14 protein-coding genes are annotated in these 16,281 nt (G+C 38.2%); 6 read left to right on the top strand and 8 right to left on the bottom strand.

Going from position 1 to position 16,281, the window contains the following annotated elements; genetic code table 11:
• Nucleotides 1–20: 20 nt before the first annotated feature.
• Complete coding sequence (locus CWB76_RS04670) at nucleotides 21–818, top strand: response regulator transcription factor (RefSeq protein ID WP_138605817.1); 798 nt, start codon at nucleotides 21–23, stop codon at nucleotides 816–818.
• 37 nt (nucleotides 819–855) lie between these two features.
• Here the strand turns inward: CWB76_RS04670 and CWB76_RS04675 are convergent, their stop codons facing one another.
• The 4 genes from CWB76_RS04675 to CWB76_RS04690 form a co-directional block, all read right to left on the bottom strand.
• On the bottom strand, nucleotides 856–2,943 hold the full coding sequence (locus CWB76_RS04675) for a bifunctional diguanylate cyclase/phosphodiesterase (protein ID WP_138605819.1): 2,088 nt from the start codon (nucleotides 2,941–2,943) through the stop codon (nucleotides 856–858).
• 183 nt (nucleotides 2,944–3,126) lie between these two features.
• Nucleotides 3,127–3,807: an SDR family oxidoreductase gene (locus CWB76_RS04680; RefSeq protein WP_138605821.1), complete on the bottom strand. Its 681-nt coding sequence runs from the start codon at nucleotides 3,805–3,807 to the stop codon at nucleotides 3,127–3,129.
• Between the two features lie 261 nt (nucleotides 3,808–4,068).
• Entirely contained in the window at nucleotides 4,069–5,415 is a 1,347-nt protein-coding gene (astB, locus tag CWB76_RS04685) for an N-succinylarginine dihydrolase (RefSeq protein WP_138605823.1), read from the bottom strand.
• 348 nt (nucleotides 5,416–5,763) lie between these two features.
• Nucleotides 5,764–6,252, bottom strand: a complete 489-nt coding sequence (locus CWB76_RS04690; RefSeq protein ID WP_008468659.1) for a MarR family winged helix-turn-helix transcriptional regulator — start codon at nucleotides 6,250–6,252, stop codon at nucleotides 5,764–5,766.
• Nucleotides 6,253–6,382: 130 nt separating this feature from the next.
• Here CWB76_RS04690 and CWB76_RS04695 point away from each other — a divergent pair, with 130 nt between their 5' ends.
• Both CWB76_RS04695 and CWB76_RS04700 read left to right on the top strand, forming a co-directional pair.
• Nucleotides 6,383–6,811, top strand: coding sequence for an organic hydroperoxide resistance protein (locus CWB76_RS04695; protein ID WP_138605824.1), 429 nt, complete (start codon nucleotides 6,383–6,385; stop codon nucleotides 6,809–6,811).
• Between the two features lie 835 nt (nucleotides 6,812–7,646).
• The gene (locus tag CWB76_RS04700; RefSeq protein ID WP_138605826.1) at nucleotides 7,647–9,764 is read left to right on the top strand and encodes a methyl-accepting chemotaxis protein; all 2,118 of its coding nucleotides are present in this window, start codon (nucleotides 7,647–7,649) and stop codon (nucleotides 9,762–9,764) included.
• 65 nt (nucleotides 9,765–9,829) lie between these two features.
• Here the strand turns inward: CWB76_RS04700 and CWB76_RS04705 are convergent, their stop codons facing one another.
• Nucleotides 9,830–10,417 carry a TetR/AcrR family transcriptional regulator gene (locus CWB76_RS04705; RefSeq protein ID WP_138605828.1) on the bottom strand — a complete coding sequence of 196 codons (588 nt, stop codon included), beginning with the start codon at nucleotides 10,415–10,417 and terminating at the stop codon, nucleotides 9,830–9,832.
• 112 nt (nucleotides 10,418–10,529) lie between these two features.
• Between CWB76_RS04705 and CWB76_RS04710 the strand changes: the two genes are divergently transcribed.
• Nucleotides 10,530–11,072, top strand: coding sequence for a carboxymuconolactone decarboxylase family protein (locus tag CWB76_RS04710; RefSeq protein WP_138605830.1), 543 nt, complete (start codon nucleotides 10,530–10,532; stop codon nucleotides 11,070–11,072).
• Nucleotides 11,073–11,131: 59 nt separating this feature from the next.
• Here the strand turns inward: CWB76_RS04710 and CWB76_RS04715 are convergent, their stop codons facing one another.
• Nucleotides 11,132–11,662: a hypothetical protein gene (locus tag CWB76_RS04715; protein WP_138605832.1), complete on the bottom strand. Its 531-nt coding sequence runs from the start codon at nucleotides 11,660–11,662 to the stop codon at nucleotides 11,132–11,134.
• Between the two features lie 48 nt (nucleotides 11,663–11,710).
• Here CWB76_RS04715 and CWB76_RS04720 point away from each other — a divergent pair, with 48 nt between their 5' ends.
• A complete protein-coding gene (locus CWB76_RS04720; RefSeq protein WP_138605833.1) occupies nucleotides 11,711–12,070 on the top strand; it encodes a DUF1294 domain-containing protein in 360 nt (119 codons plus the stop codon).
• Between the two features lie 47 nt (nucleotides 12,071–12,117).
• Here CWB76_RS04720 and CWB76_RS04725 read toward each other — a convergent pair whose 3' ends face one another.
• Both CWB76_RS04725 and CWB76_RS04730 read right to left on the bottom strand, forming a co-directional pair.
• Nucleotides 12,118–12,462 carry a PEGA domain-containing protein gene (locus CWB76_RS04725; protein ID WP_138605835.1) on the bottom strand — a complete coding sequence of 115 codons (345 nt, stop codon included), beginning with the start codon at nucleotides 12,460–12,462 and terminating at the stop codon, nucleotides 12,118–12,120.
• Nucleotides 12,463–12,639: 177 nt separating this feature from the next.
• Nucleotides 12,640–14,613: a serine/threonine-protein kinase gene (locus CWB76_RS04730; RefSeq protein ID WP_138605837.1), complete on the bottom strand. Its 1,974-nt coding sequence runs from the start codon at nucleotides 14,611–14,613 to the stop codon at nucleotides 12,640–12,642.
• A 393-nt stretch (nucleotides 14,614–15,006) separates the two neighbouring features.
• Between CWB76_RS04730 and tagH the strand changes: the two genes are divergently transcribed.
• A complete protein-coding gene (gene tagH, locus CWB76_RS04735) occupies nucleotides 15,007–16,275 on the top strand; it encodes a type VI secretion system-associated FHA domain protein TagH (protein WP_138605839.1) in 1,269 nt (422 codons plus the stop codon).
• The last annotated feature ends 6 nt before the right edge of the window (nucleotides 16,276–16,281 follow it).

The raw sequence follows: 16,281 nt of genomic DNA on the forward strand, positions 1-16,281 counted from the left end.
TTAATATTAACAGGATTGAAATGAGTGATTTAACGGCAATAGCTAACTTATCTATTTTATTAGTTGAGCCTTCTGAAGTGCAGCAAAAGCTAATAAAAAAATCACTGGCTCAGTGTGGGGTGACACAAATTGAAACGGCCACCACTCAAGAAAATGCGCTGGCTGCTTTATCAAGCTACTCCCCCGATTTAGTGATCAGTAGTATGTATTTTAGTGACGGTACTGCAGACTCTTTATTACAGGCTATACGCAGTAACAGCAACACTGAGCAACAGGCGTTTATGCTAGTGTCGAGCGAGCGTAATAAGCGCCATTTAGAGCAACTTAGGCAATCGGGCGTATTAGCTATTCTACCTAAACCGTTTAATGCCGACGAAATTACCCGTGCGCTTAAAGCGACTCTGGATATTATTAGCGAGCAAGAGGTGGAGCTAGAGCACTTTGATGTCACTTTACTTCGCGTATTGGTGGTTGATGACAGTCGTTTTGCGCGAAAACATATAATACGTGTATTAGCGGGAATGGGTATTCCTGAACCTGTAGAGGCAGAAGACGGTAAACAAGCGATTGAAATGCTTAATAATCAATCTTTTGATTTAATTGTTACAGATTACAATATGCCAGAAATGGATGGTAAAGAATTAACTGAAACCGTTCGAAAGTCGAATACGTACTCACATATTCCAGTTCTGATGGTGAGCTCAGAGGCCAACGATACTCATTTGGCTAATATTGCTCAAGCCGGTGTGGATGCCATTTGTGACAAACCATTTGAACCTGCAACTGTACGCGATCTACTTTTTAAAATTATGAGCTAACTCGCAGCTGTAAAAGCACTTTTTAACTAAAGTGCTTTTAAGTCGCTTTGCAGTAACGCGATGAAAAATTGAGCAGCTTGGCGCCGGGCAAGGGCTTACTTAAATAAAATCCCTGAGCAATATCGCAGTTTAGCTCGTTAAGTAAATCTAGCTGTTCTTTGGTTTCTACCCCCTCCGCAACAACCTTTATTTCTAGGCTGTGTGACATAGCTATGGCTGCTTTTACCAAATTACAGTCTGCTTTATTATCTGTTATCCCAGTGATAAAGCTTCGGTCAATTTTTAGCACATCAAAGGGGTACTCTCTTAAGTAACTTAATGATGAATACCCTGTGCCAAAGTCGTCCATTGACAGTTTTATGCCCAGTTCATCAATTTGTAATAAGGCGTCACGAATTGAGGTTTGACTATTCATCAGTACTCCTTCAGTAATTTCCAGCTCTAAGCATGCATTGCTAATACTGTTTTTATGCAGAGTACGCTTAATTATATTTACTAATTCTGGGTCTCTAAATTGCCGCGGTGATAAATTAATCGCCATGGTATAGTTTTGCTTATTAATTGATTGCCATTCATTTAAAAAGCGTAGGGCTTGTTGCAGTACAAATACACCAATAGGCGCAATCAAGCCTGTTTGCTCTGCAATGGGAATAAACTCATCAGGGGTAATTTCCCCTAACACAATATTATGCCAACGTAGCAAAGCTTCAGCGCCAACGATGGTGTTTGTTTTTACATCTATTTGCGGTTGGTAATAAAGCTCAAATTCGTTTCGCTCCAGTGCTCCATGCATTTGCTCTTCTATTTCAAAGCGCCGGCGCATTGCAACATTCATTTGCGGGGTGAAAAAAGAGGAGGTATTGCGGCCCATCGCTTTTGCTTGGTACATAGCGGTGTCGGCATTACGTAACAATACCGAAGAACATGTGCCATCTTTAGGGGAAATAGCAATACCAATACTTAATGTTAATATTAAGTCTCTGCCTGCCAATTTAAAGGGCTTTCTAAATGCTTGAAGCAATCGCTCAGCAATCGCTAAAGCGTCGTTTTCATCGTTTAAACTAGATATTAAAACAATAAATTCATCGCCGCCTAATCGACCAACAGTGTCATTTTGTTTCAGCGTTTGCTGTAATCTATGTGCGGCTTCGATTAATAATTTATCTCCGATTTCGTGACCCAAAGAGTCATTTACCTTTTTAAAATCATCAAGGTCCAAGAAAAATACCGCGGCTTTTTCATGATTCTTTTGTACTTCTATTAATATTTGTGACAAACGATCTAAAGATAAAAAGCGATTAGGCAAATCGGTTAAGCTATCAAAGTGAGCCTGATGGCGGATCAATTCTGCTGAGCGGTGTGGTTCGCTAATATCACGGATAATCACCATGATTTGATTTTTTCTGGGCAGTAAGCGCAACCTTGCCTCATAATAAATTACGCCTTCAGGCATGCTTAATTCGTATTCAAAGCTAACAATATTGTCTTGTGCAATTGTTTTTTCAATATGAATCTGAAACTTTTTCGCTACCTTTTTGGGCAGTACATCAATCATTTTTTTACCAATAAACTGCTGGGGTGGAATATAAAGATCGTTGTTATTGCCTGCGTGATAGTCTGTAATAGTGCCATCTTGTTCTAGTACAAAAAATAAGTCGGGAATGGCTTCAAAGATAGTCTTTAACATATTGGCATTAAATGTGGCCTCTGCTTGTGCCTGGTGGACTTCTGAAAGGTCAATATCAATACAATACATTTGTTTGGTATTATATTGATTAGTAAACATAACATGGCTTGAAAATACAGCCACATCATTACCCTTTTTATGTTTGAGGGTTAGTTCTGAGGCAGGAATTTCAATATCATGCTTAATCCAATTACTATGCGCTTCAATAACAGGCTCTCGCATTGGTGTGGGTATAATTAAATCTTCAAGCTTTTTGCCAATGGCTTCTTGGTGTGAATACCCATAAAGCAATTCACTGCCTTTATTCCAATAAATTACACGTCGTTGCTCATCATAACCTTGTACTGATACAGAATCGACTGCATCGAATAGTTGGTGCAACGGATCATTAGTAACATATTGATGGGCAGACATATTATTAGCTTTATGGGGAGCCATTAAATGGGTTCCAGTTATTGAATTACTTTACTTATATAATAGACATAAAGTTGAGATTTAGCATGGTAAGGGAGGTTTCAATGCGTGACTTTTCATCGATTTAGTTGACAGCGATTCTAAAAAAGCAAAATTAAGCACTTTTAGAGAAAAGGCCAATAAGTATTGGCCTTTTGGATTAACTTGTTAGTTGGTGGGCATTAAATAGATTTCGCGTACGCTATTACGCTGATTAGCTTCAATAGCAAATAATACCGCATCGGCCACATCTTGTGGGTCGAGCTTATCGGGTTTTGCTTCATCAAAAAAAGGCGTATTTACCATGCCTGGGGCAATAGTGGTACAGCGACCATGCCATGGTTTCATTTCCTCTGCGAGGTTTTGACCAAAGCCATGAGCAAACCATTTAGTGGCACCATATATAGAGCCATCAATGGGTCTTCTTCCAGCTGCAGAGCTTGTTAAAATAAAATGCCCCTGGTTTTCACGTAAATGAGGCAAAGTGAGTTTTGCGGTCCACAACAACGCTTTAATGTTAAGGTCAACCATGGCTGACCACTCTTGAGGATCGCCGTTTTCTGTGCCAGCTGATGAAACACCCATGCCTGCGTTAGCAAATGCCGCGTCTAATCGGCCAAATTTTTCAACGCCTTTACTCACCACATTTTCAAGTTCATTAAATTCAGTGGCATCGGCTGAAACGCTAAATGCGTTTTCATGGCCTAACTCGTCAACTAGTTTATTAAGTTTATCTTCACTGCGCGCAGTTAATATCACTTTGTGGCCATTATTAACTAATGTTTTAGCGGTCGCCTCGCCAATGCCGCTTGATGCGCCGGTAATTAAAATGACTTTATGTGTTGTCATGGTTTGTCTCCTTATATGGAATACTGCCAAGCTTGAGTACAAAGACCCATTCTAATAAGTGTTTTAGGACTAATTAAATGATAATGATACTGATACTGTTTTAGCGTGCTCCCAAGAGTAATTGATACCCTGACAAAGAGAGTTATATGTATGTAAATAGTCAGGATAATTATAAGGTTAAAAACTTAACCTCAATTGAATTTAGAGAGATTAGCGTTAAGAGCTTGAACGTATTATCAAGCCCTTAAAGTAGCAAAGCAATTAAGCTTCTAGTTGGAATGGGTATACTGATCCTAAACTAAGTAACTGGGTTAACTCATCAAGGGCTTGATAGCTTTCGGTTAGTAAAGCTGGGTCTGCAAAGTCGTTAGCGCCGAGTTTATCGCGGTAATGGCGAGTAGCCCAGTCACATAATTGAGTATATTTTTCGTCATTTAAAATAACATCAGGGTTTACTGCCGCTAATTCATGGCTATTAAGCGCCACGCGTAAACGTAAACAAGCGGGCCCACCACCATTTTGCATACTTTGGCGCAAATCAAAAAACTGCACTTGGTTTATGGGGTTATCGGCAATAATAAGCTCTTCAATGTAGGCTTTTACAGCAGGATTACGCTGACACTCTTGTGGGGCAACGAGCAGCATTGCATCGTCATTCATGCTAACCAGTTGGCTATTAAATAAATAACTACTAACAGCATCTTGAATACTCACTTTGCTAGTTGGCACTTCAATAATATACAGCTGTTTGTTACCTACGTAGGCTTCGCGGATATCGTCTAGTGCTTGCGTTTGATTTAAAAACGCCTGCTGGTGGCAAAGTAAAACATTGGCGTTACCTACAGCAATTACATCATTATGGAACACCCCTTGGTCAATCACATCAGGGTTTTGTTGCAATAATATTTGACTGGTATCTTTTATATTATGCAATCGACAAATAGCCTCAGACGCCTCCAATGTTTGCCTTGCTGGGAATTTAGCTGGCTTAACAAGTTGACTGTTAAAGGCACTTGCACCAAATACAAATAACTCTAAACCTGTTTCACCGTGACTGTCGCATAAACGAGTATGGTTTGCTGCACCTTCATCACCAAAAAAACCTTGCTCAGGTAAGTGTGTATGATGTGCAAAGTATTGTTCGTTACTAAACATTGCTTTAAGCAAACGTGTTGTAGTATTTGGCTCTAATGAACGATGAAATTTATTATTAAGATTTGCCGCAGTAAAGTGTACTTTGCCATCGTTGGTATCAGGGGAGGGAGATACTGTAGCAGCATTAGCTGTCCACATGGCAGAGGCTGAGTAACAGGCGCGTAACAAAATAGGGTCGGCTTTAAAAGCTTTATTAATGACTTGCGCATCGTTGCCAGTAAATCCTAAACGGCGTAATACATTTAAATCAGGGCGAGCATGAGGAGCAAACACCCCTTGGGTTAAGCCTTTATCATGCATGGCTTTCATTTTAGCCAGGCCCTGCAATACAGCTTCTTGCGGATTTGAAAAACTCGCCGCGTTATTTAACGAAGCAACATTACCATACGACAAACCTGCGTAGTTGTGAGTAGGGCCGACTAAGCCGTCAAAATTAACTTCTAAAGCATGCATATACGTTCCACTAGCCAATTAAATAGTCTTTTACAATACAACGCTATGGGGTAGCTTGCAAAGTCTGTTTAAAAATAGTTCAACGAGAGTACATTCGTTCTTTTTCACTGGTGGTATGCGTATTTGTAGGCTCATTTACTTGCCACACTGTGATATCTAAGCGCCATAAAAAATAAAGAGTGTTGTATAAATTAGACATAAGTTTTTCCTTGGTGTTGCTAACGTCATTAAGGGAGTAGGAAGAAGTATGCCAACTGTTAATTGAATATTTTATGAATAATAATCAATAAGTTAATTTTTTATAACTAAACTATAAAAAGCGTAAGCACCACATTGGATAAATTTACGCTAGGTTTGCACTAACTTGGGACTGTCTTTAGCATCGACACTTTCATCTTCAGTCTGGGTGCTTAAGTCGCTAACGATTAAATCGAGTAACTGCATTAATTGCTGTGCTTGGTTAGTGTCGATACTGTCAAATTTACAGAAAATTGTTTTTGGAATATCAGCAGCTTTAAGTTTTAAAGATTGGCCGGTGTGAGTCAATTGCACCAAACGCTTACGCTTATCGTGTTCGTCCTTTATAACGTTAAGCAATGACTTGCTGGTCATCTTTTTTAATATTTGAGTAAGCGCGCCACCATCAATTGCGGTTTTATCTATTAACTCAGCGATGGTTACTTCATCTTGTTCCCACAGCGCCATCATAACAACATACTGAGGATAGGTAAGGTTAAGCTCTGCTAGAGGCTCCCGATAGGCACGGGCTATGCTGTTAGACGCCATATATAAACGATGGCATAACTGATTTTTTAATTTTAACTGTTCAAACGACATCGCATTACCCTTCATTTCAAGATAGCTTATTTTAATTTGCATGCAAAGTAATTGCAATCAGAATTTAATTGCCTTATTATTTTGCGTGCAAAGTAATTAATTTGAAAATTTTAAATCTTAGGAGTTCACTATGAATGTATTACAAAATGTAGCTTATACAGCAAAAGCAACGGCAACAGGCGGACGTGAAGGCGTTGCTAAATCAGATGACGGTCGTTTAGATGTTAACTTATCAACGCCTAAAGGGTTAGGTGGTGACGATGGGCAGGGCACTAATCCAGAGCAATTATTTGCAGCAGGTTATGCAGCGTGTTTTATTGGCGCACTTAAATTTGTAGCCGGTAGCGAAAAAGTTGCTTTACCAAGCGATACTTACATTAACTCAGAGGTATCTATTGGTGCCATTGATGGCGGTTTTGGCATTGCGGTAAAACTGGCCGTGTCATTAGGTGGTATGGATAAAACAGCCGCCCAAGAGCTGGTAAATAAAGCGCATCAAGTATGTCCATATTCAAATGCAACACGCGGCAATATTGAGGTAGAACTTTCAGTTATTTAATCTATCCCTTTATATGGTTTATAAAAACACGTCATGAGTGATCATCGCGTGTTTTTTTATTTGCTACTATACCTCTAAAACTCAACATGAATTAAAAAAATAGATAATTCCACTTTACAACAGTGGGTGCTGTACTCGATTCACTTAAAATTGAATTTAGTAAAATAACGACGTTACCAGCGGTGCTAAAACACATCTACACTTATTGTAATTTGGCTCAAGGCATAGAAGTTTAATAACTGTAGTGAAAGTGTTGCAGGAAAAGGCTGCTATTGAATGCGACTCAATGCTTAACATTCTGCTAATACCCAAATGACTGAAAATTTAACCCTGAAAGGTCAACAGACCCTAGTCATGAAGTTTACCATTGCTATCATGAGTGGATAAGCGGTGTTATGGCTCGCTCAGGAATAGCTTGTTGACCCATACACAAAAACCCATAAAGTAACAAGAAAGTCGGCCGATAGATTAGTTGTTATCGGAGAGTTTGCTGATTTTTTGCCACATTGGCAATCAATACCTCTTTAGATAGCTATCTTAATTGATAAATCTGTAAAAGTGATACGGTAACATTTTATATTATATAGCTGATGCAACTGGCCGACTGGTTGGAACAGTATTCTCATGATTAGTGTATAAACTATATGGATTAAAGCCTTGCCTGTGGATAGGTGTTTGCTTGTTGTTGTGCTAATAACCCAGCGGCGAATTGAGCAAAGTTAAATGGTAGTTGGTTATGAGGTTACGTTATTCAGGCTAATTTAAAACATTTAATAAAATGTTATTTAAATTGGTCTAAACTAAAAAATAAATAAGTAAAGCAAGGTAGTTATAAATGCGGGAAATAGCGTTAGCAAAAAAGTTATTGTGGATAAGCGTCGGAAGTATACTTTTAACGGTGGTACTATTTTCAGGCATACTGTGGTCTAAACTCTCATCGAGTAATGCGAATACTTCTGCTGAGGCCGAAACTTTAATTGTAAATGAGGTGGATGGTCGATTAACAGCAAATGCAGCCGCCTATGGTGAGAAAATCGCTGCCTTTATTAATGAAGCTTACCGAATACCCTTTTCGCTTGGTAGCATTTTAGAAGATGCCGACAAAGCCTCAATAGAACGTGACTCAGTTGTTTCTTTAAATCGCTCGTTATTAGAAAGTAACGATGTTATTTCTTCTATATATTCTCAGTTTGAACAAAACGGCTTTGATGGTAAAGATAGCGAATTTACTCAAGGCTATGATCACTCTGTTGCCGGTGCTGGAACATTAGAAATTTATTTCACTAAAAACAGTAATGGCTTGGTTGAACAACAGGTCGTTGAAGACGCGGCAGAAAAATACGCGGATAAAATAAATGAATTTGGTTTACGTGAGGCAGAGTGGTACTTGTGTGCTAAAGACAAGTTAAAACCATGCATTATGGAACCCTACTTATATGAGATAACACCGGGTTACTCAGAAATGATGACTTCACTTGTTGTACCCGTTATTAAATCAGGCAAGTTTGTTGGTGTAACTGGGGCTGATATTACCTTACCTGTATTTCAAAAGTTAACAGAAGAGCTTTCAAATGCGCTTTACAATGGCAAAGCAAAAGTAACGTTACTTAGCCATTTGGGCTTAATTGTTGGTACCAGTCATTATAAAGAAAAATTAGGCCGTCCACTGAAAGAAGCTGTTAGCGCTAAAAGTTATGAAAGTTACAAAGCACTAAAAGGCACTAAAGGAATTAACAAGCAAGCCGCAGAAATAATGGTGTCTTACCCAATTGAAATTAAGCTTGCTGATGTGAAATGGATGCTGCTAATTGAAGTACCCGCGGAACTTGCTTTTGAGGGGCCAATTCAATTAACTGCAGGCATGTCTGAGGCAGCAAAAGAGCTGGGTGTGATTATTTTGATCACCGGTACTGTGATTGCGGTATTGGCATTTATAGTAATGAAGCTCGTTGTAGGTAGTGTTGTAGCGCCACTGCAGCAAATTCAGGAACGCGTTGACAACTTAGCAAGCTCTGAAGGCGATTTAACTCAAACTCTGCATGTAGATACTCACGCTGAATTGATTGCACTAGCTGGAGGGTTTAATAAGTTTTTATCAAAACTTCGTGAATTGATCAGTGAGCTAAAAGCGGTCTCAGATCAAACCAAACACCAAGGTGAGGTTACTTCGAACATTGCGGTAGAAACCAAGCACAATGTGCAAGCACAGTTTAAAGAAATTGAAAGTGTAGTTACTGCAATGAACGAAATGAGCGCGACAGCACTTGAAGTGGCAAAAGCTTCAGAGCAATCGGCGCAACAAGCAGATGAAATTAATACCCTAGTGGTAAGTAGCGAATCGAGCTTATCATCAGCTATGACGCAAGTTAAAACCATGTCAGAGGAAATTAAAGAAGCTAATCAGGCGGTAGAGAAAGTAGCATCGCGTAGTAATGATATTACCCAAATACTTGATGTGATCCGAACTATCTCTGAACAAACTAACTTACTAGCGCTAAACGCAGCTATTGAGGCTGCGCGAGCAGGGGAGCACGGACGTGGTTTTGCCGTTGTTGCTGATGAGGTTAGAGCTTTAGCATCTAAAACGCGTTCATCAACCGATGACATTAGTAGTTTAATCGACAGCTTACTTTCAGAAGTGGGTAATGCATCAACTGTTATTGAAAAAGGTGTAGTACGCGCTGAAACTGCAGTAGATGAAACCTCAACGGCTTTTGATGCACTGCACAGTGTGGTTGTGAAAGTAGATGAAATAACCAATCAAATTACCCATATTGCAACGGCTGCAGAAGAACAAAGCCTAGTCACCGAAGAAATAAATCGCAACTTGACAATAATTTCTGATGCCGCCTCACAGCTTTCAGATTTATCTGCTCAGGCAGGCGACAGCAGTGAAGAGCTGAATAAACTGGTTGCGCAGCAAGACTCTGAACTTAATAAATTAAAAACCTAGACGTCGAACTTTGTTTTTAAATTAAAAAGGCAGCTAATTTAGATTAGCTGCCTTTTTATTTTCGGCTAAAGACTTTTCATGAGTGAAAACATGTTTTCGATCATTGGTTTGGCTAAATGCTCTACGTTTGGTCGATTAAAATAATTACGTAAGCCAGTAAATTGTATTTGGAAAAAACGAGCATAATCTATAGCGGCAATATTCCCGCTTAGCTCTTTATCAGCTATAGCGAGTGTAAATAGTTCAGTAAGGTAATGTTCAAAGTCTATCATTAGCTCTACACTGATTTGGTAAAGATAACTGTCTTTCTCAATGAACTCATTGTTAGCTTTTACTAACATGCAGATAGCACTAGGAGTATTACTTTTTGAGGAGATAACAACATACTCTACAAAATCTTGAAGTGCGTCAAGAATACTGCTGCATGATACTAAACGCTCATTTATTAAGCTTTGCATTTGCTTGGCATAGTTTTTTATCGCTTCACAATATAAACCTTCCTTAGAGCCAAATGCCGCATAAATGCTGCCAGGACGCATGTTAATTGCATCTTGTAAATCGCGGGTAGATGTAGCATGAAAGCCCTTCTCCCAGAATAATTGACTAGCGGCACGAACAACTTGCTCGCGTTCAAATTTAACTTTATTGGCCATAATAGTTTCTATTAAATTGAGCGACTGTTCAATTTTAACTTGAGCAGTCGCTCAAAATCAAATAGTATGTGTTTCGAAGTTAGTTAATTACATTAATTTATTGGAGCAGAACATGGCAGAATTTACGTTATATACTCAAGACAACGCACCTGAAGAATCAAAATCGCTTATGGCTGATTCAGTAGCAGCATTTGGTATGGTGCCAAACCTTCATGCAGTAATGGCAGAAGCACCTACGCTTCTTAAAGGCTACCAAGTACTGCACGACTTATTTCAAAAAACATCGTTTAACGCAGAAGAGCTAACAGTGGTATGGCAGTCAATTAATGTTGAGCACGAATGCCATTACTGTGTACCAGCACACAGCGCAATTGCCGCTTCAATGAAAGTTGATCAAGGTATTGTTGATGCATTGGTTAATGAAACGTCACTTGCAGATGCAAAACTTGAAGTACTTCGTGAAACAACGCTTGCAATGACACGCAATCGCGGCGTAATTAGCAATGAGCAAATTGAGAAATTTTTTGCAGTAGGTTACGGTAAACAGCAACTGCTAGAAATAATTGTTGGTTTATCGCAAAAAGTAATGAGCAATTACACTAATCACCTAGCTGATACACCCGTTGACGAACCATTTAAAAAATTCGCAAAATAATAGCGGTTTTATAAATAACAAAGGCAGCCTAGGCTGCCTTTTGAGTTTTAAGACCAAAGTTACTTAAATTTAACGGTTTTTGTACTGCGAGTATAAATACGCTGTTCCGGTTTAGTCCATTCTCCTTTTTTTAAATAAGAGGTAGAAACAACAAACTGTTGATCTTTAAATTCACTGGTTGATTTAACTTTAGTGATCCCTTCTTTGCTACCAGTAACATCTTCGTAAGCCACAAATTGCGTTGGGCTCAGCACTTTCATGACGCCTTTAGTATAAAAACCAGCTGTTGTGAAGTAATAGAAAACCAGTGACTGTTTTTTACGATCATAGAAAATCATTGACTCCCCTCCATACTCACCCTCATTAATCGAGTGTGAAGTACGAATGGCTTTACCATTAAGTGCGCGCTGCCAATTACTGACATCTTGAATGCTTGGCTGACCTGTTTCGGTATTGAAATCCGCTTGCCATGTGCCTAAGTAAGGCGTAAATATCGCAAGTTCTGGCGCTAGTAAGTCTGCTTCATTATTTGCTTGAATACTAAATATAGATAGTGATAACAGCAGCATCGCGGCCTTTAAATATGTCATAATTTAACCTAAGTGTTTTTTAATTATTTTCATTATAGGCGATTATTTTTGATAAAAAGTACCTTAATTATATTTTCGAGTATGTTTATAGCTGCAATATGGCTTGCTTATTTAAATCATAAAATTGAGATGTTCATACCGATCTATATTTCATTACTCAGTGGTATTACTTTTTTATATTATGCCTGGGATAAACGAAAAGCAGTGCAGTCGAATCGTAAACAAGTAAGTCGTATACCTGAGCGACATTTACATCTCTGTGCTCTATTAGGAGGGTGGCCAGGCGCACTTATCGCGCAGCAAGCTTTACGGCATAAGTCAAAAAAGCGCGTATTTATAGTGGTATTGTGGTTGTGTATAACGGTGAATTTAAGCTTGGGCGGTTATATTTGGTATGTTTATTATTAATGTTAAAATGCCTTTATTTAAAAAGGCATTTTACTGCATTAAACAGTCTATTGCGCAGATTGACTTGATTGTTTTTCATCGAGCTCTATGGTTAAGATAGTTTTTTTATCAACCGTTATCCATTTTCTATAAGTAATATAACCTGCCTTACTTACTTCAATATCATATTTACCTGCATCTAGTTCAATAGCATCTTGATACACAGGCACTATATTCATTATACGAACTCTAGAGTCGGCTGGGTTAGTGATAACCGTAAGTGATATTGGTGCATTTTCTTCGCTCATTTGAGGAGTTGGCTCAATAACAACATCTTCAGTTTTGTTTGTTTTAGATGTTGCTGAACAGCCAGTGAGTATGAGTGCTGCAGCTAGCAAGCTTAAATTTTTCATAGGTACTCCATAAATTATAAAAAGTCTAAATATGTAAAATCTTGGCGGAGTGTATGATGATATGAATTCACTCGTCGTCCTTGACTTTGTTGTCTGTATTTTGATTTTAGTCTAATAGCTATGCAATCGTTATTCAATCACTGCTGTGTTATTTTTGAACAATAAATAAACGCATTTTTAGAGCATTTTGTCTAACGACTGAGTAATCGCTTCACTTTTTTCAACTAAACGTTCAGCGGCTTTATACATTCTTTTTTTCATTAAATCGTTTGCTGTACTGATGTAACGTCTCGACAATTCTTTTCTCAACGAAATTAAAAGTGAGAAGTCATCCGGTAATGCTGTTGATTCAGATTTAATAAATTCTTCGAATTCCATTAAAGCTTTATGATCTTCTATTGTTTCTAACTGAGCAGAGAATCGTTGAAACTTAGGACCATAAAACACCACGGCATCGGCACGAGGAAAGTCTGCCTGTTCGCCTAAATTAATCTTTTGCTGATACGCAGTTAATGCATTAATAGCAGATTCTCGCTGCATTAAATTTGCTAGTAACTCATCCGCTTTTTTGTTGTTTGTAAAAACGATTTTACCCACGTTTAAGAGAACTTTTTGGGTGATCACATCGTCACTTTCTATCGCGGTATTTAACGCAACTGTAAAATTATCAAAGTGAAGATCTGTAGGCTGATAACGGTAAGTTTTATCAACTTCTTTTAAGTCAAAAATCAAGTGGGCAATACTATTTGGCTGCTCCTCGTTATAACGCGACTGTTCGAGTAATAAATCGATTCTGGCTGTAATATCAAAAATAATTGATTGGCGTTCCCTAAGCACACTTTCTAATTGCATTGATAGTTTTTCTGAGTCAGGGTAATAATTTAATGCATCAGAGTAAACGGCTATAATTTTATCGAAATCTTTAAATTTACGACCAGCGATATTATTAAACTGATTAGCTTCATCGTTAAAGCTCTCTAATATGCTTTGCTGGTTTGATCTTAGTAACCCTTGTTTAAGCACTTCATATTGTGGCGGGATTTGTTCAAGTTTGTTTAAAATTGTTGGCCCCTGCCAAGACATCCACGCTTCTACTTGTTGATTAATTGCTTTGGCATTATCGAGTTGTGCCTGTAATTGTTTAGTATTATCTGAGTTTGAGTAATAGTTTTGCGTAATCAAAGCAATAATGGCTATACTCGCTGCTGTAGCAAAAATAGCAGGGTTTAAGTTTGTTGTAAGACTTTTTAAAATGGGCTCTAATGATTCAAGCCTTTGATTCGCATTTAAAACTAATGCTTTATTTAAATTGTTCCACAAAAGAATAGGGCAGTTACTTGGTTTTTTCACTGTTGTGTTTTTAGGAACTTTATCTGCAGCAATACGGTTAAATGGGTGTTTACTGCTGAGAAGTTCATAAGCAATGCATGCAAAAGAAAATACATCGTCTTTTACTGATGCTTCACTCCCCTTTAATTGTTCAGGACTTGCATATGTTGGGGTGTAGCCGCCAATTGTTGCCAGTTCACTGTCATTTTTTACAGCGTATTGATCGTCTAAGCTTTTGTGTTTGGCAATACCAAAGTCAAGTACCTTAAGGTTACCGTTAGAATCAAAAATAATATTTGAAGGCTTGAGGTCGTTATGAATGACGCCACGCGAGTGGGCATATACAAGAGCGTCAGTTAATTGCTTTAAAATAATTTTTGCTTTTTTAAACGCTAAGCCAGAGGGTTTGTTTCGTTTAATAATTTGTTCTAGTGTTTCCCCTTCAATTAACTCCATAGTGACATAATATAGATCGCCGTCAGAGTCTGCTGAGTACACTTTGACAATACTTGGGTGGGAAAGCTGTTGCGTTTTTGCTGTTTCATCTTTTAGTAGTGAGATAGCTTCTTCAGAGCTTGAGAATTCTTCTTGAAGTACTTTAATTGCTACCGATGCTTCTGAGCGATTACCGTTTTCTAAAAAAGTATCGCGCGCCCGATAGATATAACACATCCCGCCTTGGCCAATCAGCTCTTCAATTAAATAGCGGCCAGATATTTTTTTGCCAAGTAGATTTTGCTTGCGAATGTTTGACGTTTTTTTTGCGTTTGAGTCTAGGGAAGCAATCTGAGTTTTATCGTTGTGATCATTAGTACTGCTCATAAAAAATCCTTTTATTGTGTTAAGTTAAATAATTACAAAGGTAAATATTCTCTGCTTATCTATCAATTTTCCCTCTGATATGAGCATGTATTTTACAAAAATATACAATTATAGCAATGCCTGAATGACATATTATTGTTGGTAAATTTCCCTTACTGTAAATTGAAAAAGTCGGTTTAAAGCTAGAAGGAGTCTCTAAGAAGGCTATTTTCGGTCTAGTTATAAAGCATTACGGTAAAATATTTCATCGCTGTATAATTTGTTTATCAAACGTCTTGTTTTAGAGACAAAATCAATAGCGCAATATTTTCTTGTGTTAATTTCAATGTTGACAATAGTTTCGCTTCTACTTTATCCTGTTCACAATAATGATATAAGGGACTGACTTATCAAATGGAACTGATACTAAACATCACTAGTTATCACAGACTTTCACCTGAAATAGAAGCCACTAAAACTGTAACAGATTCATTAACTTTTGGTCGCTCTGAAGCGTGCGATTGGCACTTACCTGATCCCGAAAAAATAATCTCAAGTAAACACGGCATAATAGAAAAAGAAGGTGACTCTTTTTACGTATACGATAATTCAACCAATGGATTATTTATTAATTTTGCTGTAGCGCCGCTCGGTCAAGGCAACAAACAACGTTTGTCAGACAGTGACGTGTTAACCATTGGCGATTTTCAAGTCAGTGTGGTGCTAACATCAGCTCAACAAGCCGATGTGAGTAATTCTGCTCCAAGTCATTTTCAATCAGTAGATGCTTTCGCTGCGCAAAATTCTCGACCGGCTGAGCAGTCTATACCTTCATTCGATGACTCGATTATGAATGAGTCGATGCCTGAGATATCAGTGACTGCGCAGCAACAAACTGATAATCATATTCCGGAAGACTGGGATGAATTAACGCGCCTTATGAATACCGATGATTTTGACATTGGCAATAATGTTAGCAATTCATCAGCACCTGTTGATACCCCTGCGCCTATTCAAGAACCCCCCCGTTCAAGTAGCCACGCTAATGAGCATAAGCCTGAGATACAGTCTGCACCAGTAAAAAACGTGGTTCAAAGTGACAAGGCGTTATCAGATGCGTTTTTAAAAGGGTTGGGGATTAAAGATGAACTTAAAAATTCGTTAGATAATGAAAAGCTGTGGTTTGAAATGGGCCAAGGGCTTAATTTATTGCTCACTGAGCTTATGGAATCTTTACGTCAACGCGCTATTGTAAAAAACAAATTAAGATTGAATCATACGATGTTTCAGGCTGAGCAAAACAATCCATTAAAATTTTCTGCCAACATTGATGACGTTATTCAGAACTTGTTCATAAAAAATAGTGCAAGCTTTCTGTCTTCGAATGAATCTATTAAAGAAAGCTTTATAGACACACGTAAGCATGAGCATGCATTACTCGCTGGTGCAGATGGCGTGTTAAAAGGGATGTTGTCGCAGGTTTCTCCCATGCAAATTAATCAACAGGCAAACGATAATTCTAACGTGTTAAAAATTATCCCTGGTCAAATAGAGTCTAAATGCTGGAAATTATATCAAAGTTTATATGATGATATTTCTCAGGAAGTGAACACTAAAGGCGCCATGGCAATGTCAGATGATTTCTTAAAGGCATACAACGATCGAATCAAAGAAACGCACTAGAAAGGA

Source organism: Pseudoalteromonas sp. S1609, assembly GCF_005887255.1.
Taxonomy (GTDB): domain Bacteria; phylum Pseudomonadota; class Gammaproteobacteria; order Enterobacterales; family Alteromonadaceae; genus Pseudoalteromonas.

Bases quoted from the DNA above. Each gene is read 5' to 3' on its own strand.
- CWB76_RS04730 (WP_138605837.1), bottom strand. From the start codon at position 14,613: ATGAGCAGTACTAATGATCACAACGATAAAACTCAGATTGCTTCCCTA.
- CWB76_RS04695 (WP_138605824.1), top strand. From the start codon at position 6,383: ATGAATGTATTACAAAATGTAGCTTATACAGCAAAAGCAACGGCAACA.
- CWB76_RS04680 (WP_138605821.1), bottom strand. From the start codon at position 3,807: ATGACAACACATAAAGTCATTTTAATTACCGGCGCATCAAGCGGCATT.
- CWB76_RS04700 (WP_138605826.1), top strand. From the start codon at position 7,647: ATGCGGGAAATAGCGTTAGCAAAAAAGTTATTGTGGATAAGCGTCGGA.
- CWB76_RS04670 (WP_138605817.1), top strand. From the start codon at position 21: ATGAGTGATTTAACGGCAATAGCTAACTTATCTATTTTATTAGTTGAG.
- astB (WP_138605823.1), bottom strand. From the start codon at position 5,415: ATGCATGCTTTAGAAGTTAATTTTGACGGCTTAGTCGGCCCTACTCAC.
- CWB76_RS04710 (WP_138605830.1), top strand. From the start codon at position 10,530: ATGGCAGAATTTACGTTATATACTCAAGACAACGCACCTGAAGAATCA.
- CWB76_RS04725 (WP_138605835.1), bottom strand. From the start codon at position 12,462: ATGAAAAATTTAAGCTTGCTAGCTGCAGCACTCATACTCACTGGCTGT.
- tagH (WP_138605839.1), top strand. From the start codon at position 15,007: ATGGAACTGATACTAAACATCACTAGTTATCACAGACTTTCACCTGAA.
- CWB76_RS04690 (WP_008468659.1), bottom strand. From the start codon at position 6,252: ATGTCGTTTGAACAGTTAAAATTAAAAAATCAGTTATGCCATCGTTTA.
- CWB76_RS04675 (WP_138605819.1), bottom strand. From the start codon at position 2,943: ATGGCTCCCCATAAAGCTAATAATATGTCTGCCCATCAATATGTTACT.
- CWB76_RS04715 (WP_138605832.1), bottom strand. From the start codon at position 11,662: ATGACATATTTAAAGGCCGCGATGCTGCTGTTATCACTATCTATATTT.
- CWB76_RS04705 (WP_138605828.1), bottom strand. From the start codon at position 10,417: ATGGCCAATAAAGTTAAATTTGAACGCGAGCAAGTTGTTCGTGCCGCT.